Genomic DNA, 18,929 nt, shown 5'->3' on the forward strand with positions numbered 1-18,929 from the left:
CCGCCCGAAAGCACGCGAATACGCTATACCCACCTCTGTCCAACACTCGATGCGCCCGTCGCGCCTGTTCGCTGTGAGGGAAGTCACGTCCGCGCCGCGGCCCGGAACCTTGCCCGAGGGCGGCGCCGCTCCTTATATTGTCGAATCGTGAGCGAACTGAAGGGCAAGGCGATCGAGCCGATCCACGAACACAAGGCGAACGTGCTCTACCAGCACGGCACGCTGGCGCTGCTGGTGCCGGGCCTGCTGGAGGGCACCACCACGATGGGCGAACTGCTCACCCACGGCGACACCGGCATCGGCACCGGCGAGGGACTCGACGGCGAGATCATCGTGCTCGACGGACACGCATGGAAGGTCGGCCGCACCGGAGTGGTCGAGGCGGTGCCCGACGATCTGACGCTGCCGTTCGCCAACATCCACCGCGCGGCGTTCCAATACCAGTGCGAGCGGCGCGACATCGGCCTCGAGGAGCTCAACCGACGCATCGTCGAGGCGAACGGGCGCGCGAACACGTTCTTCTCGGTCATCGTGCGCGGCACGTTCAGCTTCATCAAGACGCGCGCGGTCATCAAGCAGCAGGCCCCCTACCCCACGCTGGAGGAGGTGGCCGACCGTCAGGCGATCTTCCTCGGGCACGATGTAAGGGGCACGATGCTCGGCTACTTCTCGCCGGTGATGTTCCACGGCGCGGCGGTGGCGGGATTCCACGAGCACTTCCTCGCCGACGACCATTCGATCGGCGGGCACGTGCTCGACGCGGTGCTCGAGCGCGGCGAGATCCTCAGCCAAGTGTTCGACACGCTGGTCACGCATCTGCCGGTGGACAATCCCGACTACCGCAACCACGACTTCAGCCGCGACAACATCGCCGAGGCGATCACCAACGCGGAGGGCGATACGGCGAAATAGCCCGAGACGACCGGGACCGGATCGGACGGATCACGGATCACAGCGCGCCGAGCGTCAATCCCAGACTGCCGGCGAACGCGACGATGCTGGACACGCCCTCGACCGCGCCGGTCACGAGCGGACGGATCGCACGGAACCGTGCGAGCAACGGCAGGACGACGGCGCGGGCCAGCAGCAGCGCGGCCACGATGACGAGCCATGGTCCGGCGTGGGACGCCAGCGGGGAATCAAGGCCGAGGCCACGCCCCGGCCCGGACGCGATGACGGACCATGCGACGAACGCGGCGTGCCAGATCCACGATGCGGCGAGATAGGCGCGGTTGCCGCGTTCCCGGATCATCGTCTTGACGAAGAGGACCGAGCCGAACTGCGTGACGACGAAATAGAGGAACAGCGCCAATCCCACGACGGTCGGCTGCGGAATCGATGCCATGACGTTCGTGCCCCGGCCGGTGCCCGCGCCGAGCGTGCCGTAGGCGAACGTGAGCGACGGCATCAGGCTGGAGGCGACGACGGCCACGCCGTTCGACCACAGGGAGCGTTCGCGGCGTTTCCACGCGGCGACGAACGACGCCACGGCGAGGGCGGCGAACGCCGGCGCCCAGGCGAGCACGCCGGGGTGCAGGACGACGAACGGGACGCCCACGGCCGCCAGCGCGGCGCAGTAGACAAGCGCCGGCCCGCGGTAGCGACGCGCGAGGCCGGACTTGAGCCAGCGGGCGACGGAGAACTGCACGCAGTAGCACAGGATCCAGCACGCCAGCAGCCAGAACGCGGCGATGGTGGGTCTGCCGTATTCGGTGCCGGCGACGAGGCCGGCGAGGGCCGGCGCCGTGGCCATCACCCATGCGCCGGGTTGGTCGGGGACCCATCGGCGTATGGTGGATCTGACGGTGGCGCGCATGCCGCGCCTTCTGCTTCTGGTGTTGCTCATGGTCCCCCACCATACGGGAAGTCGGCGGGGATCGCGGTCATGGCGCGCTCCGGATACGGAAGGACCCCGGCTCCCACGTGGGAACCGGGGTCACACTCCCCTTGACTCAGCCTGACTCAGCGGGTCGGAGGATGTCAGACGCGCTCGGAGGCCTCCTCGGTGGCCTCGACGCCCTCGCGCTCGACGCGGATCTTGTGACCCTCCGCCTGGGAGACGCCGTAGTAGGCGGCGATGGCGATGTCCTTCATGTCCTCGATGAGCGGGATGCGCGGGTTGGCCGGGGTGCACTGGTCCTCGTAGGCGCGCATGCCGATCTGGTCGAGCACGCTCCAGAAGTAGTCTTCGTCCACGCCGCACTCCTGGAAGCTCTTGTTCATGCCGAGCTTGTTGTCGCGGTAGTCCTCGACGGCCTTCGCCAGGTTCTCGACGGCCTCGGCCGGGGTCTTGCCGGTGTCGATGCCGAGGTTGCGGGCGATGTCGCGGTAGCGCTCGTCGGCCACATACTTGTTGTACTTCGGCCAGCTGGTCGGCTCCTCGGGCACCTGGCCGTTGTAGCGGATCACGTACGGCAGCAGGATGGAGTTGGTGCGGCCGTGGGCGATGTGGCACAGGGCGCCGATGGTGTGGGCCATGCCGTGGCACATGCCCAGGAACGCGGAGCCGAAGGCCATGCCGGCCATCGTGGCGGCGTTGTGCATCTTCTCCTGGGCGACCGTCTTCTCCAGACCCGGCTCGCCGTTGACGGACTCGGCCAGGTTGTCCCAGATCAGCTTGGCCGCGTGCAGGGCCATGCCGTCGGTGAAGTCGTTCGCGTACACGGACACGTACGCCTCGAAGGAGTGGGTCAGGGCGTCGAAGCCGGCGTCGGAAGCCAGACGGCGCGGCTGGGTGCGGGCCAGGACCGGGTCGACGATCGCGACGGACGGGGTGAGCGCGTAGTCGGTGATCGGGTACTTGTAGCCGGTCTTGTGGTCGGTGATGACCGCGAACGGCGTGACCTCGGAACCGGTGCCGGAGGAGGTCGGGATGCACACGAGCTTGGCCTTCTTGCCCAGCGGCGGGATCTTGAAGGCGCGCTTGCGGATGTCGAAGAACTTCTCGCGCACGTCGCCGAAGGAGATCTCCGGGTGCTCGTAGAGCAGCCACATGATCTTGGCCGCATCCATCGGGGAGCCGCCGCCGACCGCGATGATCGTGTCGGGCTCGAACTCCTCGCGCATCATCTCGGCGCCCTTCTCGACGGTCTCGACCGAGGGCTCCGGCTCGACGTAGTCGATGATGCGGAAGGTGACGTTGTTGGCGCGGGCGCGCAGCTGGTCGATGATCTTGTCGACGATGCCGAGCTGCTCCATGACCTTGTCGCACACGATGACGGCCTTCTCGATGCCGAACATGTCGCGCAGGTACTTGACCGCGTTCGGCTCGAAGTACGTCTTCGGCGGGATCTTGAACCACTGCATGTTGTTGTTCCTCCGGGCGATGCGCTTGATGTTGAGCAGGTTCACGGCCTGCACGTTGCCGGACACCGAGTTGCCGCCGTAGGAGCCGCAGCCCAGGGTCAGCGACGGGGCGATGGCGTTGTAGATGTCGCCGATGCCGCCGAGGGAGGACGGCTGGTTCCAGATGATGCGGCAGGCGTGCATGCGCAGGCCGTACTCGCGCACCAGATCCTGGTTGTTGGTGTGGATGGCGGCGGTGTGGCCGGCACCCAGCTTGAGCATCTTCTCGCACATCTCGAAGGCCTCCTCCTTGCCGGAGGACTTGAGGATGGCCTGGACCGGAGCGAGCTTCTCGTGGGTCAGCGGCTCGTCGTCGGAGACCTCCTTGCACTCGGCGACGAGGATCGTCGCGTCGGACGGGATCTCGAAGCCGGCGGCCTTGGCGATGTACTGCGGGGACTTGCCCGGCACCACGGAGTTGAGCTTCGGCTTCTCGCCAGAGCCGGCGACGCAGCCGAACATGTACTGCTCGAGCTTGGCCTTCTCGTCGGCGTTCACGAAGTAGGCCTTGCGGCGCTTGAGCTCCTTGACCAGCGGGGCGTAGACGTCCTTGTCGGCGATGATGGCCTGCTCGGTGGCGCAGATCATGCCGTAGTCGAAGTGCTTGGAGAGCACGAGGTCGTTCGCGGCGCGCACGATGTCCACGTCCTTGTCGACGTAGGCCGGGGCGTTGCCGGCGCCGACGCCGAGGGCCGGCTTGCCGGAGGAGTACGCGGCCTTGACCATGCCCGGACCGCCGGTGGCGAGGATCGTGGCGATGCCGGGGTGCTTCATCAGGGCGCCGGTCGCCTCAATGGACGGGTGCTCGATCCACTGCACGCAGTTCTCGGGAGCGCCGGCCTCGATGGCGGCGTCGCGCACGATCCTCGCGGCTTCGACGGAGCACTTCTGGGCGCCCGGGTGGAAGCCGAAGATGATCGGGCAACGGGTCTTCAGGGCCAGCAGGGACTTGAAGATGGCGGTGGAGGTCGGGTTGGTGACCGGGGTGACGCCGGCGACCACGCCGACCGGCTCGGCGACCTCGTCGATGCCCATGACGTCGTCCTCGCGGATGATGCCGACGGTCTTCTGACCGGCCATGTAGTTGGTGACGTGCTCACAGGCGAAGATGTTCTTCGTGGCCTTGTCTTCGACCAGACCGCGGCCGGTCTCCTCGACGGCCATCTTCGCGAGCACGAGGTGCTTGTTCAGCGCGGCGACCGACGCCTTGGCGACGATGCGGTCGACCTGCTTCTGATCCAGCTTCTCGAACTCATCCAGAGCCTTGAGGCCCTTCTGCACCAGCGCGTCGACCTCGGCCTCGGCCGCGGCCTGCTTCTCCTCCGGGGTCGGCTTGGTGGGGGTCTCGGCCTGCGTTGCCTCTGCCATGAATCCTCCTTGATCGGTGTTCTGCAATGTTGGTTTCCGTTCCACCGCGCGGTCGTCAACTGCCGTTCCGATGCCCGCGTGTGGCCTAGGTCACAATATAACGAAGGGTTATGGCACGCGCATGCGCACAAAAGTGCCGGCGTTTCATGTGTGTTATCGAGTGATTTTTGTGCTTATTTGAGCTTTTTATCTTACAAAACATCACAAATAGCGTGTTTTTGGTGTCTTTTGTTCGCTTTTTACGCAAAAACACATCACCATGCACGACCGCCGGCGTCAAGTTATGTAAAAAGTCTTTTCAAAACGAGAACGGAACACTTGATTTCTGTAAACACTTTTCATTAAAGTCGTTATACGAATGACGTTTTACTCCTAAAAAATAGATACGTCATACAAATAATCCGCAATCCGCATCGGGATCTCCGATACACTGGCTCATGACATCGGACTCGATGGAGGTTCCCATGAAGGCAATGCCGCCGAAGGCGGTCAGGACGCACAACCGCATCATCCTGGCCCGCCACCTGTACCATCACCGCCGCTCCACCAAGCAGGACATCGAGCGCGCGCTCGGCATGAGCCTGCCCACCATCACGCAGAACCTGCGCGATCTCGAGGCCGAGGGCGTCGTGCGTCGGGGCCCCATGCGCGAGTCCACGGGAGGCCGCAAGGCGGTCTCCTACGAGATCGACCCCGATCAGCGCATCGCCATCGGCGTGGCCATGAACGCCAACGAGGTCCGGGTGCGGGCGGTGAACCTCTACGGCGAGGTGGTGGGGTCGATCAACCGCACCACGCAGTACCGCAACGCGAACGTCTACTATCAGCGCGTCGGAGCCATCGTCAACACGCTCATGACCGACATCGAACAACGATACGGACGCGTGCTGGGCGTGTCGTTCTGCGTGCGCGGCGTCGTCGCCCCCGACGGGCGGTCCATCGTGTTCGATGAGACGACGGGAGGCGCCGGAGCGACGCTGGAGACCATCGCCCAATCCGTGCATCGCCCGTGCATGCTGGTCCGCACCTGCGACGCCGCGGCGATGGCGGAGCTCTGGGCCGACCGGTCCATCGACGATGCGGTATGCGTCTATCTGGGGCGGCGCCCCGGCGGCGCGCTGATCGTGGGCGGACGGCTGCATCAGGGAGCGAACCGCTGCAACGGGGCGATCGAGCACATGACGCTCGTGCCGAACGGCAGACCCTGCCGATGCGGCGGACGGGGATGCATGGAGGCCTACTGCTCGCTCGAGACGCTGCCGGAGGACTACGAGAGCATCCCCGGATTCTTCAGCGTGCTCGAGCAGGGCGAGCGCCACCATCGCGAGCGGATGGACGAATGGCTGGACTACGTCGCGCAGGCGATCGCCAACGCGCGCACGGTGGTCGCCGGGGATGTGATCGTCGGAGGCGAGGCAGCGCTGTATCTCGAGGACGACGACATCGAGGACCTGAGACGACGGGTCGCCGCACGAAGCCCGTTCGGCGTCGAACGGTTCACCCTGCGTCGCAGCCTGTCCACGGAGGATCAGGACATTGTCGGAGCGGCATTGCTGCTCGTCGAACGGCATCTCGCCGAGCTGTTCGGGGAATGACCCGGCGGGAATGACCCGGCGGGAATGACCCGGCGGGACGTGGCACTCGACGGGCATGACGATGGGCGTTACGACGAAACGAGGCGGCCGGCACCGGAAAATGGTGTCGGCCGCCTCGTGGTTGCTCTGATTGCCTTGATGCCCCTATATCGATCGGATCACTTGACGATCTGGCAGAACTCGATGGTCTCGCGGTTCGGGCCGAAGACGTTGAAGTAGCGGATGCCCTTGTCCCAGAAGGTCGGGATGGAGGCGATCTCATCCTCGCGGGTCTCGAGACCCAGCTCCTTGGCGTTGGCCCAAGCGGCCTCGATGTCCGGGGTGTCGAACGCCCAGTGGTTGATGGCGCCGGCCTGCAGCGGGGCCTCCTCGCCCTCCCAGGTCTCGATGGTCAGGTGGCCGTAGCGCAGGAAGGCACAGCGGTTCTCGCCGTTCGGATAGACGCCGACGAGCTCGAAGCCGAGCACCTCGGTGTAGAACTTGATGGTCTCATCCAGATCCTTGGCGATCATGCCGGAGTGCTGGAGGTCGGTGGTGAATTCAGTCATCTTCTTGGCCATATGATTCTCCTTTGAATGTGATGGTGTTGACCGGCATGACAATATTAGCCCGTCATCCCCCTTGCGACAGGCGCACATGCCGGACACGCCGAGGAAAAATCGAAAAAATCGCACGGCCGACGGAAAATGACGGAAAATGCCGCGATCCGGTACCGCGGTGCGGCTCGGTACAGAGGTAACCCGACACGTCTACAATGAGTATATGAGAAATCCATCGCTGCATCGCTTCGCCACGCGCCCCGGCTTCTACTTCACCGAGGACGGGGGCGCCGATGTCATCGTCCGTTCCGAGACCGCCGATCAGGTGTGGCTGAGCGTCATCGAGTCGTTGGATGACCCCACCGCCTTCTATCAGGACGCGATCCGTCTGTTCGACACCCCGGGCGTCTCGTTCGTCGATCAGATCCACGAGTTCCCGGTCTGCATGCGTCTGCGCGAGGACCTGTACGTGCGCGAGACGCTGTTCCGCATGGAGGGGCCGAACTACGGCCTGTGGTACGTGCACCTGCCCAAGGCGTGGAGCGGCATGCGCTACGGATTCCGCGTCGACGGCGCGTGGGATCCGCGCCACGGCGTGCGATTCAATCCGTACAAGCTGCTGCTCGACCCGTACGCCAAGGGCATCGACGGGAAGATGGAGCTCTCCCCCGCGGCGTTCTCCTATGAATGCGAGATCAAGGACAACCGCGTCAACGGTTCGGCGTTCGGCGCGATGAGCACCGTCGACTCGCTCGGGCACATGCCGATCTCCGTGGCCATCGACGACCGCGACGAGCGCAAGCACGACGATGATCCCGAGCACCCGCACATCCCGTGGAGCAAGACCGTCATCTACGAGCTGCACGTCAAGGGATTCACCGCGCAGGCGCCGTGGCTGCCCGAGGAGCTGCGCGGCACCTACGCGGGCCTCGCCCACCCGACCACGCTGGCCTATCTGCAGGGGCTCGGCGTCACCTCGATCGAACTGCTGCCGATCCAGGCCAAGCAGAACGAGGTCTTCCTCCAGGAGCGCGGACGCGTCAACTACTGGGGGTACAACACGCTCGGCTTCTTCGCGCCGGAACCCTCGTACGCGACGAAGGCCGCGCAGGAGCAGGGCGCCGAGGCGGTGCGCGACGAGGTCATCCACATGGTGCGCGCGCTGCACGAGGCCGGCTTCGAGGTCATCATGGACGTCGTCTACAACCACTCGTGCGAAGGCGGCATCGAGGGACCGACCGTCTGCTGGCGCGGTCTCGACGCACTCTCCTACTATCGCCGCCAGAAGAACAACATCGGACGGCTGGAGGACACGACCGGCTGCGGCAACACGTTCGACTTCACGAACACGCACGTCGTGACCTTCGCGATCGACTCGCTGCGCTACTGGGCCAAGCGCATCGGCATAGACGGCTTCCGCTTCGACCTCGGCGTCTCGCTCGCACGCCTCAACGGCGAGTTCACGCAGCATCACCCGTTCCTGTACGCGCTGCGCGCCGACCTGCTGCTCGGCAATCTGAAGCTCATCATGGAGCCGTGGGACCTCGGCAACCTCGGCTGGCGCACCGGACAGTTCTCGCTGCCGTTCGCCGAGTGGAACGACCGGTTCCGCGACACCGCGCGCCAGTTCTGGCTCACCGACGTGGCGGGCGGCGGACGCATCGGCCGCATCGGCATGCAGGAGATGGCGACCCGCCTGTGCGGATCGGCCGACCTGTTCGCCACCGACCCGGGACGCGGCGCGGCGTCGTCGATCAACTTCGTCTCCTGCCACGACGGCTTCACGCTCACCGATCTGACGCGCTACCAGAACAAGCACAACGAGGCGAACGGCGAGAACAACAACGACGGATCGAACGTCAACAACTCCGCCAACTTCGGAGTGGAGGGACGCACCGACGACATGACGATCATCGCCCGGCGCGAGCGCGCCGCGATGAACATGCTCGGCACGCTGCTGCTGAGTCTGGGCACGCCGATGATGCTCGCCGGCGACGAATACGGCAATTCGCAGTCCGGCAACAACAACGCGTACTGCCAGGACAGCCCGATCAGCTACCTGAAATGGGATTGGCTGTACTCGTCGGAGAAGACCTGGCACATGCACCGTCTAGAGACGGTGTCGAAGCTGATCGCACTGCGCAAGTCGTTGGATCTGTACCACCAGGAGGGCTTCTTCACCCGGCTCACGCAGCTGGGTCTGCTCAAGCCGTCGAGCCGCATCCAGTGGTTCCTGCCGAACGGCACGACGCCGATGGAACGCGACTGGTTCGATCTGGGCCAGCGCAGCTTCGTGATGCAGCTGCTCGACGCGAGCGAGACCGACGTGCTCATCGTCATCAACGGCGTGCCCGAGGACAAGCAGTTCCGTCTGCCGGCGGACAACGCGTGGACGCCGGCCTGGTGCTCGGCGGAGAGCACCGGGCATCTGCCGGGGCATGGCCTGAAGGTGCGGGACATCCGTCTCGGCGGCCAGCAGTCGATCTGGACGCACAGCCTGCCGGAGGACAGCCCGATCCACGAGCTGGTCGAGCGGATGCAGTCCGAGCCGTCCACGAAGCGGACCCATGACCTCATCGACGCCTTCGACGCGGACATGCGCGCATTGGCCAAGGCGGAGGCCGAGGCTCAGGCGCGACAGCGTGCCGAGGCCGAGGCCGCGGCCGACACCGACGCACAGCGGAACGCGGATACCGAAGCCGCCACCGCGGACGGGGTCGAGGGCGTGGAGGATGAGCTGGATACCGATCCGGTCGTCCTTCCCCTGACGGACGACGAGAACGGTTCGGATGCCGATGCCGCCGCGCAGGAGTCCGCGCCCGAACCGCCGGATGAGAACGTGTGGACGTTCCCGGCGCTCAGCATCTCGCTGATGAAGCAGCTGAGCTGACAGCCGAGCTGAGTCGAGTCGACGCGTTCCGTGGGCGGTTCTCCCGAACCGGCCCACGGAACGCGGAAACCCCGCCACCGAACGAACGGTGACGGGGTTTCTCGTATCGCTGTCGCAGACGACAAGCGCGAAAAATCAACGCTTGGAGAACTGCGGGGCGCGACGGGCCTTGTGCAGACCGGCCTTCTTGCGCTCGACGACGCGGGAATCGCGGGTCAGCATGCCGGCCTTCTTCAGCGCGGCGCGGTTGGCGTCGCGGTCGATGGCGTTCAGGGCGCGGGCCACGCCGAGACGGATGGCGCCGGCCTGACCGGTGGTGCCGCCGCCGTCGACGAGGACGATAGCGTCGAACTTGCCCTCGAGCTTGAGGAGCACGATCGGGGAGTTGACCTCACGCTGCAGCAGCTTGGAGGGGAAGTACTCCTCCAAGGTGCGACCGTTGATGGTCCACTTGCCGGAGCCCGGAACCAGACGGACACGGGCGACGGCCTCCTTGCGACGACCGGTGCCGTAGCCCGGCTCGATCGCGGAGGTACCGGTGCCAGCGCCGGCGTTGGTCTCGGTGGTGTAGCTGGTGAGCTCCTCTTCGGTTTCCTGAACCGCGGAGTTGTTGGTGTTTTCAGCCATGTTCTCTATCTCCCTTCGGTTCACTTAGCCTGCTGAGAAACCTGCTGGATCTCGAAGACCTGCGGCTTCTGCGGGGTGTGCGGATGCTCGGCGCCGGCGAAGACGCGAAGACGGCCGAGCTGGACCTTGGCCAGACGGTTCTTCGGCAGCATGCCCTTGACGGCGGAGGTGATGATGCGCTCCGGCTTGTTGGCGAGGAGCTGGGCGTAGGTGTCGCGACGCAGACCACCGGGACGACCGGAGTGCGCGTAGAGTTCCTTGCCCATCTTGTTGCCGGTCAGAGCGATCTTGTCGGCGTTGATCACGATAACGTGGTTACCGGAATCGGCGTGCGGAGCGTAGGTCGGCTTGTTCTTGCCGCGCAGCAGGATGGCGACCTGGGAGGCGAGACGGCCGAGCACCACGTCGGTGGCGTCGACGATGTACCAGTCATGAGTCAGATCAGCTGGCTTCGGAGTGAAAGTCTTCACTGTTTCTACCTTTTCTATATTGTGTTCCGGGCTTCGGCTGCTCGGCGTGCGTGTAGGAGACGCGCTGTCCGAGAGGCCTCAGACCTCTTCATCCGTGGGCTCCCTGAAAGTCCTCGATGGCGAGTGGGAAAGCGCTTTGAAGGACCCCTTAGGGAAACACAACAATCCACTAGTATATCGCCGGGCCTGACATTGGGCGAGGCGTGTCGAGCCGCCCCACTTTCCCGTCCGATCCGGCAGTATCGGACGCACGGACCGGCCTCTTTCCCTCTTCCTCTCGTCCGATCCTATAGGATCGCGCGCAAACACGACCTCGCACCCGCGGGGAAACGTCCGATCCTACAGGATCGGATGAAAAGCGTTCCTCCAAAGCGCAGCAAACGTCCGACACTATAGGATCGGGCGCAAAATGTGCCCCGAAAGCACGGGAAACGTCCGATTCTATAGGATCGGGCGAATGGTCGGCCCTACGAACGCGAAAAAACGTCCGATCCTATAGGATCGAGCCTCTATAGGCTCACGGGATATAGGATCGGACGTTTCGAAGTGGCGGGCGGGACGGGCGTCAGCCGCGCATGATGTCGGCGATGCGCTGGACGGACTCGCGGGCGAACAGGCCCTCGACCGGGACCACGTTGCCGTCGGCGTCGGCCAGCGGGATGCGCCAGTTCGGGTACTCGTTGTTGGTGCCCGGCTGGTTCTGCGCGCGCTTCTCCCCCACCGCGTCGGTGATGGACGCGGCGAGCAGCTTGCACGGCGAACCCTTGAGCGCGCGGTACTGCGCCTCGATGATCGCCGCCTCGTTGGCCCTCACGTCCTCGGCAAGGCTGTCCTGAAGGTAGCCCTGCTCGATGAGCATGCGCAGCATCGCGTCCTGCTCGGCGCGTGCGGAGCGCTCGAACTCCTCCTTCGGACCGGTCAGCAGACCGAGGCGCTCGCGCAGCTCGACGTGCTCGAGCTCGAGATAGCCGGCCGCCGGCGGCAGATCGTGCGTGTTGACCGAGGCGAGCGCGTAGGGACGCCAATCGGACGGCGCGCGGAACGTGCCGTTGAACTGCTCGAACCATTCGACCGCGCAACCGAGCAGACCGTGCTTCTTGAGGGAGTCGGCCACGTAGCTCGGCACGACGCCCAGATCCTCGCCGACGACCACGCCGTCGGCACGGGACGCCTCGAGCGCGAGGATGCCGAGCATGATGTCGGAGTCGTAGTAGACGTACGCGCCGTCGACCGGCTTCTTGTCGGCCGGGACCCACCACAGGCGGAACAGGCCGAGGATGTGGTCGATGCGCACGACGCCGGCGTGGGCGAACATGTTGTGCACCAGGCTGCGGTAGGCGGCGAAGCCTGTGTTCTCCAGCACGATCGGGTTGAGCGGCGGCTGGCTCCAATCCTGACCCTGCTGGTTGAACATGTCCGGCGGGGCGCCGACGGTCGCCCCCTTGGCGAAGCTCTCCGGGTTCCACCACACCTCGGAGCCGAGCGGGTGGACGCCGACGGCCATGTCGGCCATGATGCCGATGCGCATGCCGCTCCTGCGGGCGCGGCCCTGGGCGCGGTCGAGCTGCTCGGAGGCGATCCACTCGAGCCAGCGGTAGAAGTTGAGGGTGTCGGGGAACTGGCGCTTGAGCGCCTCGACCTCGGCGGAGTCCTTGCCGAGACGCTGCTCCCAGTTGCTGGACTCGCGGCTGGGCGCGCCCCACTTGTCGTAGCACAGGCACCACGTGGCGTAGCCCTCGAGATAGTCGCCGCTCTCGCGCACGAAGTCGTCGAAGCGCTGCTGGCGCTCGGCGCTGCGGCCCACCTTGAAGATGATCCACAGGGCGTGCATCTTGGCGCGCCACATCGCGTCGCGGTCGATCAGCTGGGCGTCTCCGTTGAGCGGCTCGACGGAGGCGTGCAGCTGCTCGACCTGATCGAGGCTCTCCTTGCCGAGGAGCTTGTACTCCTCGATGGCCTCGGGGCGGATGTAGGTGAAGTTGACGAGACCACGGGAGATCGGCAGGTACGGCGACGGGGTGAGCGGGGAGACCGGCTCGGCGGCGTGCACCGGGTTGATGAGCATGAAGTCGCTGCCGGTGTGCTTCTTGGCGCCCACGAGCAGGTTGGACAGATCCTCGAAATCACCCACGCCCCACGAATCCGCGGAACGGATCGAGTAGAGCTGCGCCATCCAGCCCCACAGATGGCCGTTCTTCATCTCGTCGAGCAGCTCGACGCGCGCGGGGGCGCTGATCAGCGTGGCGTCCTGCTTGCGTCCGGCCACGGTGACGTGCAGCGTGTGGTAGCCGGCGGGCAGATCGGCCGGGATGATGATCGCGGCCGTGGTGATGAACTTGTCGTTGAGCACGTACGCCTTGGAGCCGTCGCCGGGGCCATACGTGACCTTGCCCTCGTAGCGCTGGCCGTTCTCCAGCGTGATGCGGGCGGAGGGAATGTCGAACACGCCGACGTTCACCGGCACGCGGGTCTCCTCGCCCACCGTGTGCAGCACGGTCGGCGCGACCAGACGGGTGCGACGGGCGTCACGGATGCGCTTGCTGGACTGCCTGATCGCCTCGTCGTTGGAGGCGTCCACGCCGAGGGCCGCGAGCACCGCCACGAGGACGTCGTCGTCGATCTCGTGATAGTCGTTGCTCATGCCGACATAGCTGGTGCCGATGCCCACGAGCTTGGCCAGCCTGATCAGGGGGCGCTCGAGGCGCTCTTCACTTTCCGTTCTCTCAGTCATGGTCACCAGTGTAGCGCCGGCGTGGAAAAAACGCCGTTACATCGGGGGGTGACGCGACACGTCGCCGAAGGCCGGCAAGCCCTACTGCCGACGGCGTTTGGCGACCGCGTGACGCACCTCGGCGGAGGGGTCGTCGGCGAGTTTGTCAAGCGTGGCGGCAGTGGTGTTCGGGTTGAGCGCGACCGCACGGCGCACCATCGAGGAGAGCACGGCCGGCGCCCCCTCCTCGATCTCGGTGCCGAGCGTGGCGAGGAAGTCGAGCGTGGCGGCGTCGACCTCGGGGTTCTGCGCGCCCTCGAGACGCATCTTCCACGACGTCTTCCTGTTGCGCAGTGCCGTGTCGCGCACCTCGGGCACCGGGTCCTTGGTCAGCCGCCCGACCAGCCAGTTCTTGTCGTCGGTGTTGGCGGCCACGGCCTGGCGCACGCTCGCCTCCGGATCGCGCGCGAGCTTGACCAGCACGTTCGGGAACGGCATCGTGCGCGCGAGGAACTCGCGGTCCTCGACCGGCGTGTTGGGATTGCCGCCGACGGCCTCGAGCAATGCGGTGGCGCGGGAGAACGCAGCCTGATCGGAGCGGTCCGGCAGCTCGCGGCGCGCGAACTCGGACAGTTCGGCGGCGTCGGTGGAGTGGCGCAGGTGCTCGTAGGTCACGGTCAGCGGTTCGAAAGCGGAGTCGGTCATGGAGTCCAGCTTAGTCGAGGGCGATGGCGCGGTTCACCACATCCATCGGTTCGGGGACGACGGTCGCGTTGAACGTCTCGGTGACGAGCGATTCGAATCGTCCGGCGTTGTCGACCGGCATCGCGGCGACGAGCGTGACGTCGGCGGCGTACGTCTCGTCGGACTGCTCGCCGTCGACCGCGGCGAGAATCTGCTGGAAGCGCTTGAGCTGCGGGTACTCGAGCGCGACGAGATAGCGACGGCACGGCACGATCGCGGCCTTGCGCGCGGCCTTGACGGCGATCGACGCGCCGGTCGAATACGCGCGGATGAGACCGCCCGAACCGAGCAGGATGCCGCCGAAGTATCGGGTGACGGCCACGACGCAGTCGGTCAGGTCGTTGGCGCGCAGCACGTCGAGGATCGGTTTGCCGGCGGTGCCGGACGGTTCGCCGTCGTCGCTCATGCGCTCCGCCACGCGCCCGTCGGCCCCGCCGGTGACGGCGGCGTAGGCGACGTGGCGCGACTTGGGGTGCCGTTCGCGGATCGACTCGACGAAGGCGAGCGCCTCGTCGAGCGTGTCGACGTGGGCCGCGTCGCCGATGAACTCGGACTTCTTCTCGACGAACGCGTCGTGCGCGGGGTCGTCTGCGGGATTGAGGATCGTCTGCATGGGCGTCGCTCCCGTCCCGGATCAGTCGCGCGATGCGCCGCGGACGGCGTCATGCTCGGAGACGACGACGTTCACCTCGCCGCCGGTGAGGAACGCGCGTACGTCCTCGACCATCTGCCGGGTCAGTTCGGCGAACGCGCCGTCGGTGCGCCAGGCGACGTGCGGGGTCAGGACGATGCCGGGGATCGCGCGCAGCGGATCGTCGGCGGGCAGCGGCTCGCGTTCGTACACGTCGAGCGCGGCGGGGATGTCACCCTTGGCCAGTCGCGCGGTGAGGGCGCCGGGCTCGATGACCTCGGCGCGGGCGGTGTTGACGAACATCGTGCCGGGCTTCAGGTGCGCGAGGTTGTCGGCGGTGATCAGTCCGCGCGTGGCACCGTCGATGAGCGGCATGTGCACGGAGACGACGTCCGCTCCGGCGATGAGCTCGTTCATGTCGTCGACCGGCTCGACGCCGAGCTCGACGAAGCGAGAGACGGGCGTATGGCCGCTGTTCCATGCGGCGACCCGCATGCCGAACGCCGTCGCGATGCGCGCGACGGTCGACCCGATGCCGCCCAGTCCGATGATCGCGAGCCTGCGGCCGGCGAGCTGGAGGCCGTCGGCGTACGGTCCGGACCATCCGCCGGACTTCATGCGGCGGTCGAGCTCGCCCGTATGGCGCAGGAGCTCGAACATCAGCGCGAACGTGTGCTCGGCCACGGCGGCGTCGCCGTAGTGCTCGGCGTTGCACACGCGCACGCCGAGCTCGCGGGCGAGCGCGAGGTCGATGTAGCTGGCGACGCCGGTGCCGGAGAAGACGATGCACCGCACGTGCCCGCCCTCGCCGCCGCGCACCCCGCCCGAGATGCGGCGCAGCAGGTCGTCGGAGATGTGGGGGCCGCCGTTGATCATCACGTCGGCGTCGGCCACCCGCTCGGCGATGAGGTCGGGGTCCTCGGTGAACTCCTCGTACAGGCGCACCCGGGCGACGTCGGCGAGCGCGGGCAGATGCGCCTTGAGCGGCGCGACCATCGAGGCGAACGACGCGGGCATGACGACCAGCGGCAGGTCGGCGCGGTCGGGTTGCGTTTCGAAGATTTCGGTCATGGCTTCACCTTAGCGCGTGTTCCCGGCGGCGAGGTTCCATACGCACGCGACTCGGCCGGCGCATTCCGGATCCTGCGACACGCCCGGGATCGTCTCATGCGCGGCAATCGTCCGACTCCACGCATGTGTGACATATCACGCGAAATCGTCAATTGTTTAGACGATCGCCACGCGACTGGCGGGGTGTCGCCAACCGCGTTGGGACTAGAATGGTTCGCGGAGACGGACGGACAATGGCGTACCTCCGGCTCCGCCTACATATCAACGGGTACGGGGCGGTGCCGGAGATCATTTTTCATGTATATCGCATCTATCGGCGGGTCATATCCCGATGATGGTGTATAGTTACATGCTGTTGTGCTTCGAGCTCATGGTTCATGCGCTCATGTGCGATGTGGAGTGATGCCTGAGTGGCCGAAAGGGGCACCCTGCTAAGGTGTTAGTCGCATTAGCGGCTCGGGGGTTCGAATCCCCCTCACTCCGCCGGTAAGGGATTCACGGTTCGCCGTGAATCCCTTTTTCGTTGTTTCCGCACTATCTGCCCGGGGCGGGCGCGGCGTCGCCGGAGAAGGTGATGATCACGGCGACGATGACCAACGCGACGCCGATCATCTCGCCGACGCCCGGAATCTCACCCAGCGTCAGTCCGACACCGATCGCGACGGCAGGGTTGATGGACTGCATCACGGAGAACGCCGCCGGGGTGACGCGGCGCATCGTCACCTGCTCGACGACGTACGGGAAGAACGAGGCGAGCAGGGAGACGACGAACAGCAGTCCGAGCAGCTTCAGCGGACCGCCGGGTTCCAGTGCCCACGTCGCGTCCGCCTTGGGATGGATCAGATGCGCGACCGCCGGCGCGCCGAGGAACAGCGACTGGACGGCCCATCCGATCGCGACGGCGACGCACAGATTGTCGAGCGAGTTGCCGCCGGCGGCGATGTGGCGGCCGGTCACGATGTACACGCCCCACATCGATCCGCCGATGAAGATCGCCGCGAGGCCGACGAGGAAGCTGCCGTCGCCATCCGGATTCGCCAGCGAGATGCCGGCGAGCAGGACGACGCCGACCGCCGCGACGGCGATGCCGATCCGCTCGCGCCAGCCGTGTCCGGAGATCACCGCGACCGACAGCGGGCCGATGAACTCGATGGCGACGGCGATGCCCATGTCCATGTTGCCGATCGCGACGTAGAACATCGTGTTCATGAGCACCAGCGAGACGCCGAGCAGCAGCACCCATCCCCAGCTCCGCGCGTCGCGCCGGAACAGCCGGCCCCGCTTGGCCGCCGACCACGGACGACGCCACAGGAGCAGCAGCACGGCCATGAACCCCACGCGGTACCACACGGCGTAGAGCGGGTCGAGCTGCGCGAATGCGAGCTTGGCGATCGCCGTCGCCGAATAGATGACGATCGACTCGCACACCACGATGACGACGACCGGCACACGGTTCAGCATCTCGACCACTGCTCTCTTCATGTCGTCCACGCTACACGCGCGGCGACGGCATCCCTAATCGCCGGCTTCCGCGCGATACGCGATCACCATGTGAACGCGCATACGGACAACTACAATCGAAGTCATGAGCACCGCACCGAGACTGGCCGCCGCCAAACGCGATTGGGGGCACGACGAGACCGGATGCACGGTGCTGCACATCGACATGGATGCGTTCTACGCCTCGCTCGAGGTGGCGCGACACCCGGAGCTCACAGGACGCCCGGTCATCATCGGCACCGGCCCCCGCTCGGTGGTGTCGGCGGCGAGCTACGAGGCACGCCGGTACGGCATCAATTCGGCGATGCCGTCGGCGCGCGCCCGCCAGCTGTGCCCGGACGGCGTGTTCCTGCCGGTGGACATGCGCTACTACCGCGAGATCTCGCACACGATCATGACCGAGGTGTTCCATGCTGTGACCGACCGGGTCGAGCAGGTGTCGGTCGACGAGGGGTACATGGACGTCTCCGGGGCGCTGCTGGCCTGGGAGCGGCCGACCGCGATCGGCGCGTGGATCCGAGAGCAGGTGGAACGCCGATTCCATGTGACCTGTTCGGTGGGCGTCGCGGCGAACAAGCTCGTCGCGAAGATGGCGTCGACGAACGCGAAGCCGAACGGCATGCTGCTGATCCCGGCCGCACGATCGGCCGAGTTCGTGCAGATGATGCCGTTGCGCGGCATCCCGGGGATCGGCCCGTCTCTGGAGCGACGGCTCAATGCGTGGGGCGTCGATTCGGTGGCCGATCTGGCCGCGATGAGTCCGGAGGCGCTGGAACGGGCGACCGGATCGCGCGCCGCCGCCCGCGGATTGTGGATGGCGTCGCGCGGGTTGGACGATCGCGTGGTGACGCCGGTGCGCGTGGAGAAGTCGATCGGCTCGGAGGAGACGCTGCTCGAGGACACCACGGATCAGCGCACGGTGCGTCGGCTGCTGCGCGAGGCCTGCGACGAGGTGGCGAGCTCGCTGCGGCGCAGGGGGTTCGTGGCGCGCACGGTCACGGTGAAGCTCAGATTCGCGGACCTGAGCTACCGGACGCGCTCCCATACGCTGGAACGGCCGACGGACGCCGCCGGCGTGCTGTACCCGGAGTGCGTGCGGCTGCTGCACGGCATGCTGGGGATGAACGGCGAGACAGCCGGACGCGACGACGTCTCCCCCGACGCTCCCCTGCCCAAGCTGATCCGGCTCGCGGGGATGAGCGCGAGCGGACTCGCGCCGGCCGAGGCGACGGCGGTGCAGCCGTCGCTGGACGACATGCTCGAGGAGACGGACAGCACGGATTCACGCACGGCGGGCGAGCGTCGGCGCAGGGCCGAAGCCGCGTTGGACGCGGTGCGCGAACGGTTCGGCAACAGGGCCGTGCGGTTCGGGGCGTAGCGGCCCCGGGGCTCTCCAGCCCGGTCCGCGGACGGCTCTCCCTTGCGCAGATGCCGACCCG

Annotated in this window: 14 protein-coding genes and 1 tRNA gene; 5 read left to right on the forward strand and 10 right to left on the reverse strand. The window is 66.3% G+C overall.

The annotated features are described in order from the left end of the window. Positions 1 to 201: 201 nt before the first annotated feature. A complete protein-coding gene (gene budA / locus JS528_RS10085; protein ID WP_420838213.1) occupies positions 202 to 912 on the forward strand; it encodes an acetolactate decarboxylase in 711 nt (236 codons plus the stop codon). 37 nt (positions 913 to 949) lie between these two features. On the opposite strand, the gene JS528_RS10090 is transcribed toward budA, so the two are convergent. Continuing rightward, positions 950 to 1,846 carry a YwiC-like family protein gene (locus tag JS528_RS10090; RefSeq protein ID WP_240541452.1) on the reverse strand — a complete coding sequence of 299 codons (897 nt, stop codon included), beginning with the start codon at positions 1,844 to 1,846 and terminating at the stop codon, positions 950 to 952. Between the two features lie 134 nt (positions 1,847 to 1,980). After that, on the reverse strand, positions 1,981 to 4,713 hold the full coding sequence (gene adhE, locus JS528_RS10095; protein ID WP_214358923.1) for a bifunctional acetaldehyde-CoA/alcohol dehydrogenase: 2,733 nt from the start codon (positions 4,711 to 4,713) through the stop codon (positions 1,981 to 1,983). 464 nt (positions 4,714 to 5,177) lie between these two features. Here adhE and JS528_RS10100 point away from each other — a divergent pair, with 464 nt between their 5' ends. After that, entirely contained in the window at positions 5,178 to 6,308 is a 1,131-nt protein-coding gene (locus JS528_RS10100) for an ROK family transcriptional regulator (protein WP_214358924.1), read from the forward strand. Between the two features lie 158 nt (positions 6,309 to 6,466). Here the strand turns inward: JS528_RS10100 and JS528_RS10105 are convergent, their stop codons facing one another. Continuing rightward, positions 6,467 to 6,868 carry a VOC family protein gene (locus JS528_RS10105; RefSeq protein ID WP_214358925.1) on the reverse strand — a complete coding sequence of 134 codons (402 nt, stop codon included), beginning with the start codon at positions 6,866 to 6,868 and terminating at the stop codon, positions 6,467 to 6,469. A 202-nt stretch (positions 6,869 to 7,070) separates the two neighbouring features. On the opposite strand from JS528_RS10105, the gene glgX reads away from it, so the two are divergent. Beyond that, positions 7,071 to 9,737 (forward strand): glycogen debranching protein GlgX, encoded by a 2,667-nt coding sequence (gene glgX, locus JS528_RS10110; protein WP_214358926.1) that lies wholly within the window; start codon positions 7,071 to 7,073, stop codon positions 9,735 to 9,737. 135 nt (positions 9,738 to 9,872) lie between these two features. Here glgX and rpsI read toward each other — a convergent pair whose 3' ends face one another. The 6 genes from rpsI to JS528_RS10140 all read right to left on the reverse strand — a co-directional run bounded on the left by rpsI (position 9,873) and on the right by JS528_RS10140 (position 15,990). Next, the gene (rpsI, locus tag JS528_RS10115; protein ID WP_214358927.1) at positions 9,873 to 10,364 is read right to left on the reverse strand and encodes a 30S ribosomal protein S9; all 492 of its coding nucleotides are present in this window, start codon (positions 10,362 to 10,364) and stop codon (positions 9,873 to 9,875) included. A gap of 20 nt (positions 10,365 to 10,384) precedes the next feature. Beyond that, positions 10,385 to 10,834: a 50S ribosomal protein L13 gene (gene rplM, locus JS528_RS10120; protein WP_214358928.1), complete on the reverse strand. Its 450-nt coding sequence runs from the start codon at positions 10,832 to 10,834 to the stop codon at positions 10,385 to 10,387. A 565-nt stretch (positions 10,835 to 11,399) separates the two neighbouring features. Continuing rightward, entirely contained in the window at positions 11,400 to 13,565 is a 2,166-nt protein-coding gene (malQ, locus tag JS528_RS10125; RefSeq protein ID WP_214358929.1) for a 4-alpha-glucanotransferase, read from the reverse strand. Positions 13,566 to 13,646: 81 nt separating this feature from the next. Then, entirely contained in the window at positions 13,647 to 14,249 is a 603-nt protein-coding gene (locus JS528_RS10130; RefSeq protein ID WP_214358930.1) for an AbrB family transcriptional regulator, read from the reverse strand. 10 nt (positions 14,250 to 14,259) lie between these two features. Further along, the gene (locus JS528_RS10135) at positions 14,260 to 14,901 is read right to left on the reverse strand and encodes an IMPACT family protein (protein WP_214358931.1); all 642 of its coding nucleotides are present in this window, start codon (positions 14,899 to 14,901) and stop codon (positions 14,260 to 14,262) included. 21 nt (positions 14,902 to 14,922) lie between these two features. Further along, positions 14,923 to 15,990 (reverse strand): D-2-hydroxyacid dehydrogenase family protein, encoded by a 1,068-nt coding sequence (locus JS528_RS10140; RefSeq protein WP_214358932.1) that lies wholly within the window; start codon positions 15,988 to 15,990, stop codon positions 14,923 to 14,925. 396 nt (positions 15,991 to 16,386) lie between these two features. Here JS528_RS10140 and JS528_RS10145 point away from each other — a divergent pair. Then, positions 16,387 to 16,473: transfer RNA gene (locus JS528_RS10145), tRNA-Ser, on the forward strand. Positions 16,474 to 16,524: 51 nt separating this feature from the next. On the opposite strand, the gene JS528_RS10150 is transcribed toward JS528_RS10145, so the two are convergent. Next, entirely contained in the window at positions 16,525 to 17,472 is a 948-nt protein-coding gene (locus tag JS528_RS10150; RefSeq protein WP_214358933.1) for an EamA family transporter, read from the reverse strand. 103 nt (positions 17,473 to 17,575) lie between these two features. Between JS528_RS10150 and dinB the strand changes: the two genes are divergently transcribed. Beyond that, the gene (gene dinB, locus JS528_RS10155; protein ID WP_214358934.1) at positions 17,576 to 18,868 is read left to right on the forward strand and encodes a DNA polymerase IV; all 1,293 of its coding nucleotides are present in this window, start codon (positions 17,576 to 17,578) and stop codon (positions 18,866 to 18,868) included. Positions 18,869 to 18,929 lie beyond the last annotated feature (61 nt).

Origin of the sequence: Bifidobacterium santillanense, from assembly GCF_018555385.1 — a bacterium.
Classification (GTDB): domain Bacteria; phylum Actinomycetota; class Actinomycetes; order Actinomycetales; family Bifidobacteriaceae; genus Bifidobacterium; species Bifidobacterium santillanense.

What these genes read in the sequence shown, in the direction of transcription:
- JS528_RS10090 (WP_240541452.1), bottom strand. Translation starts at nt 1,846, where the DNA reads ATGAGCAACACCAGAAGCAGAAGGCGCGGCATGCGCGCCACCGTCAGA.
- adhE (WP_214358923.1), bottom strand. Translation starts at nt 4,713, where the DNA reads ATGGCAGAGGCAACGCAGGCCGAGACCCCCACCAAGCCGACCCCGGAG.
- JS528_RS10100 (WP_214358924.1), top strand. Translation starts at nt 5,178, where the DNA reads ATGAAGGCAATGCCGCCGAAGGCGGTCAGGACGCACAACCGCATCATC.
- JS528_RS10105 (WP_214358925.1), bottom strand. Translation starts at nt 6,868, where the DNA reads ATGGCCAAGAAGATGACTGAATTCACCACCGACCTCCAGCACTCCGGC.
- glgX (WP_214358926.1), top strand. Translation starts at nt 7,071, where the DNA reads ATGAGAAATCCATCGCTGCATCGCTTCGCCACGCGCCCCGGCTTCTAC.
- rpsI (WP_214358927.1), bottom strand. Translation starts at nt 10,364, where the DNA reads ATGGCTGAAAACACCAACAACTCCGCGGTTCAGGAAACCGAAGAGGAG.
- malQ (WP_214358929.1), bottom strand. Translation starts at nt 13,565, where the DNA reads ATGACTGAGAGAACGGAAAGTGAAGAGCGCCTCGAGCGCCCCCTGATC.
- JS528_RS10130 (WP_214358930.1), bottom strand. Translation starts at nt 14,249, where the DNA reads ATGACCGACTCCGCTTTCGAACCGCTGACCGTGACCTACGAGCACCTG.
- JS528_RS10135 (WP_214358931.1), bottom strand. Translation starts at nt 14,901, where the DNA reads ATGCAGACGATCCTCAATCCCGCAGACGACCCCGCGCACGACGCGTTC.
- JS528_RS10140 (WP_214358932.1), bottom strand. Translation starts at nt 15,990, where the DNA reads ATGACCGAAATCTTCGAAACGCAACCCGACCGCGCCGACCTGCCGCTG.
- JS528_RS10150 (WP_214358933.1), bottom strand. Translation starts at nt 17,472, where the DNA reads ATGAAGAGAGCAGTGGTCGAGATGCTGAACCGTGTGCCGGTCGTCGTC.
- dinB (WP_214358934.1), top strand. Translation starts at nt 17,576, where the DNA reads ATGAGCACCGCACCGAGACTGGCCGCCGCCAAACGCGATTGGGGGCAC.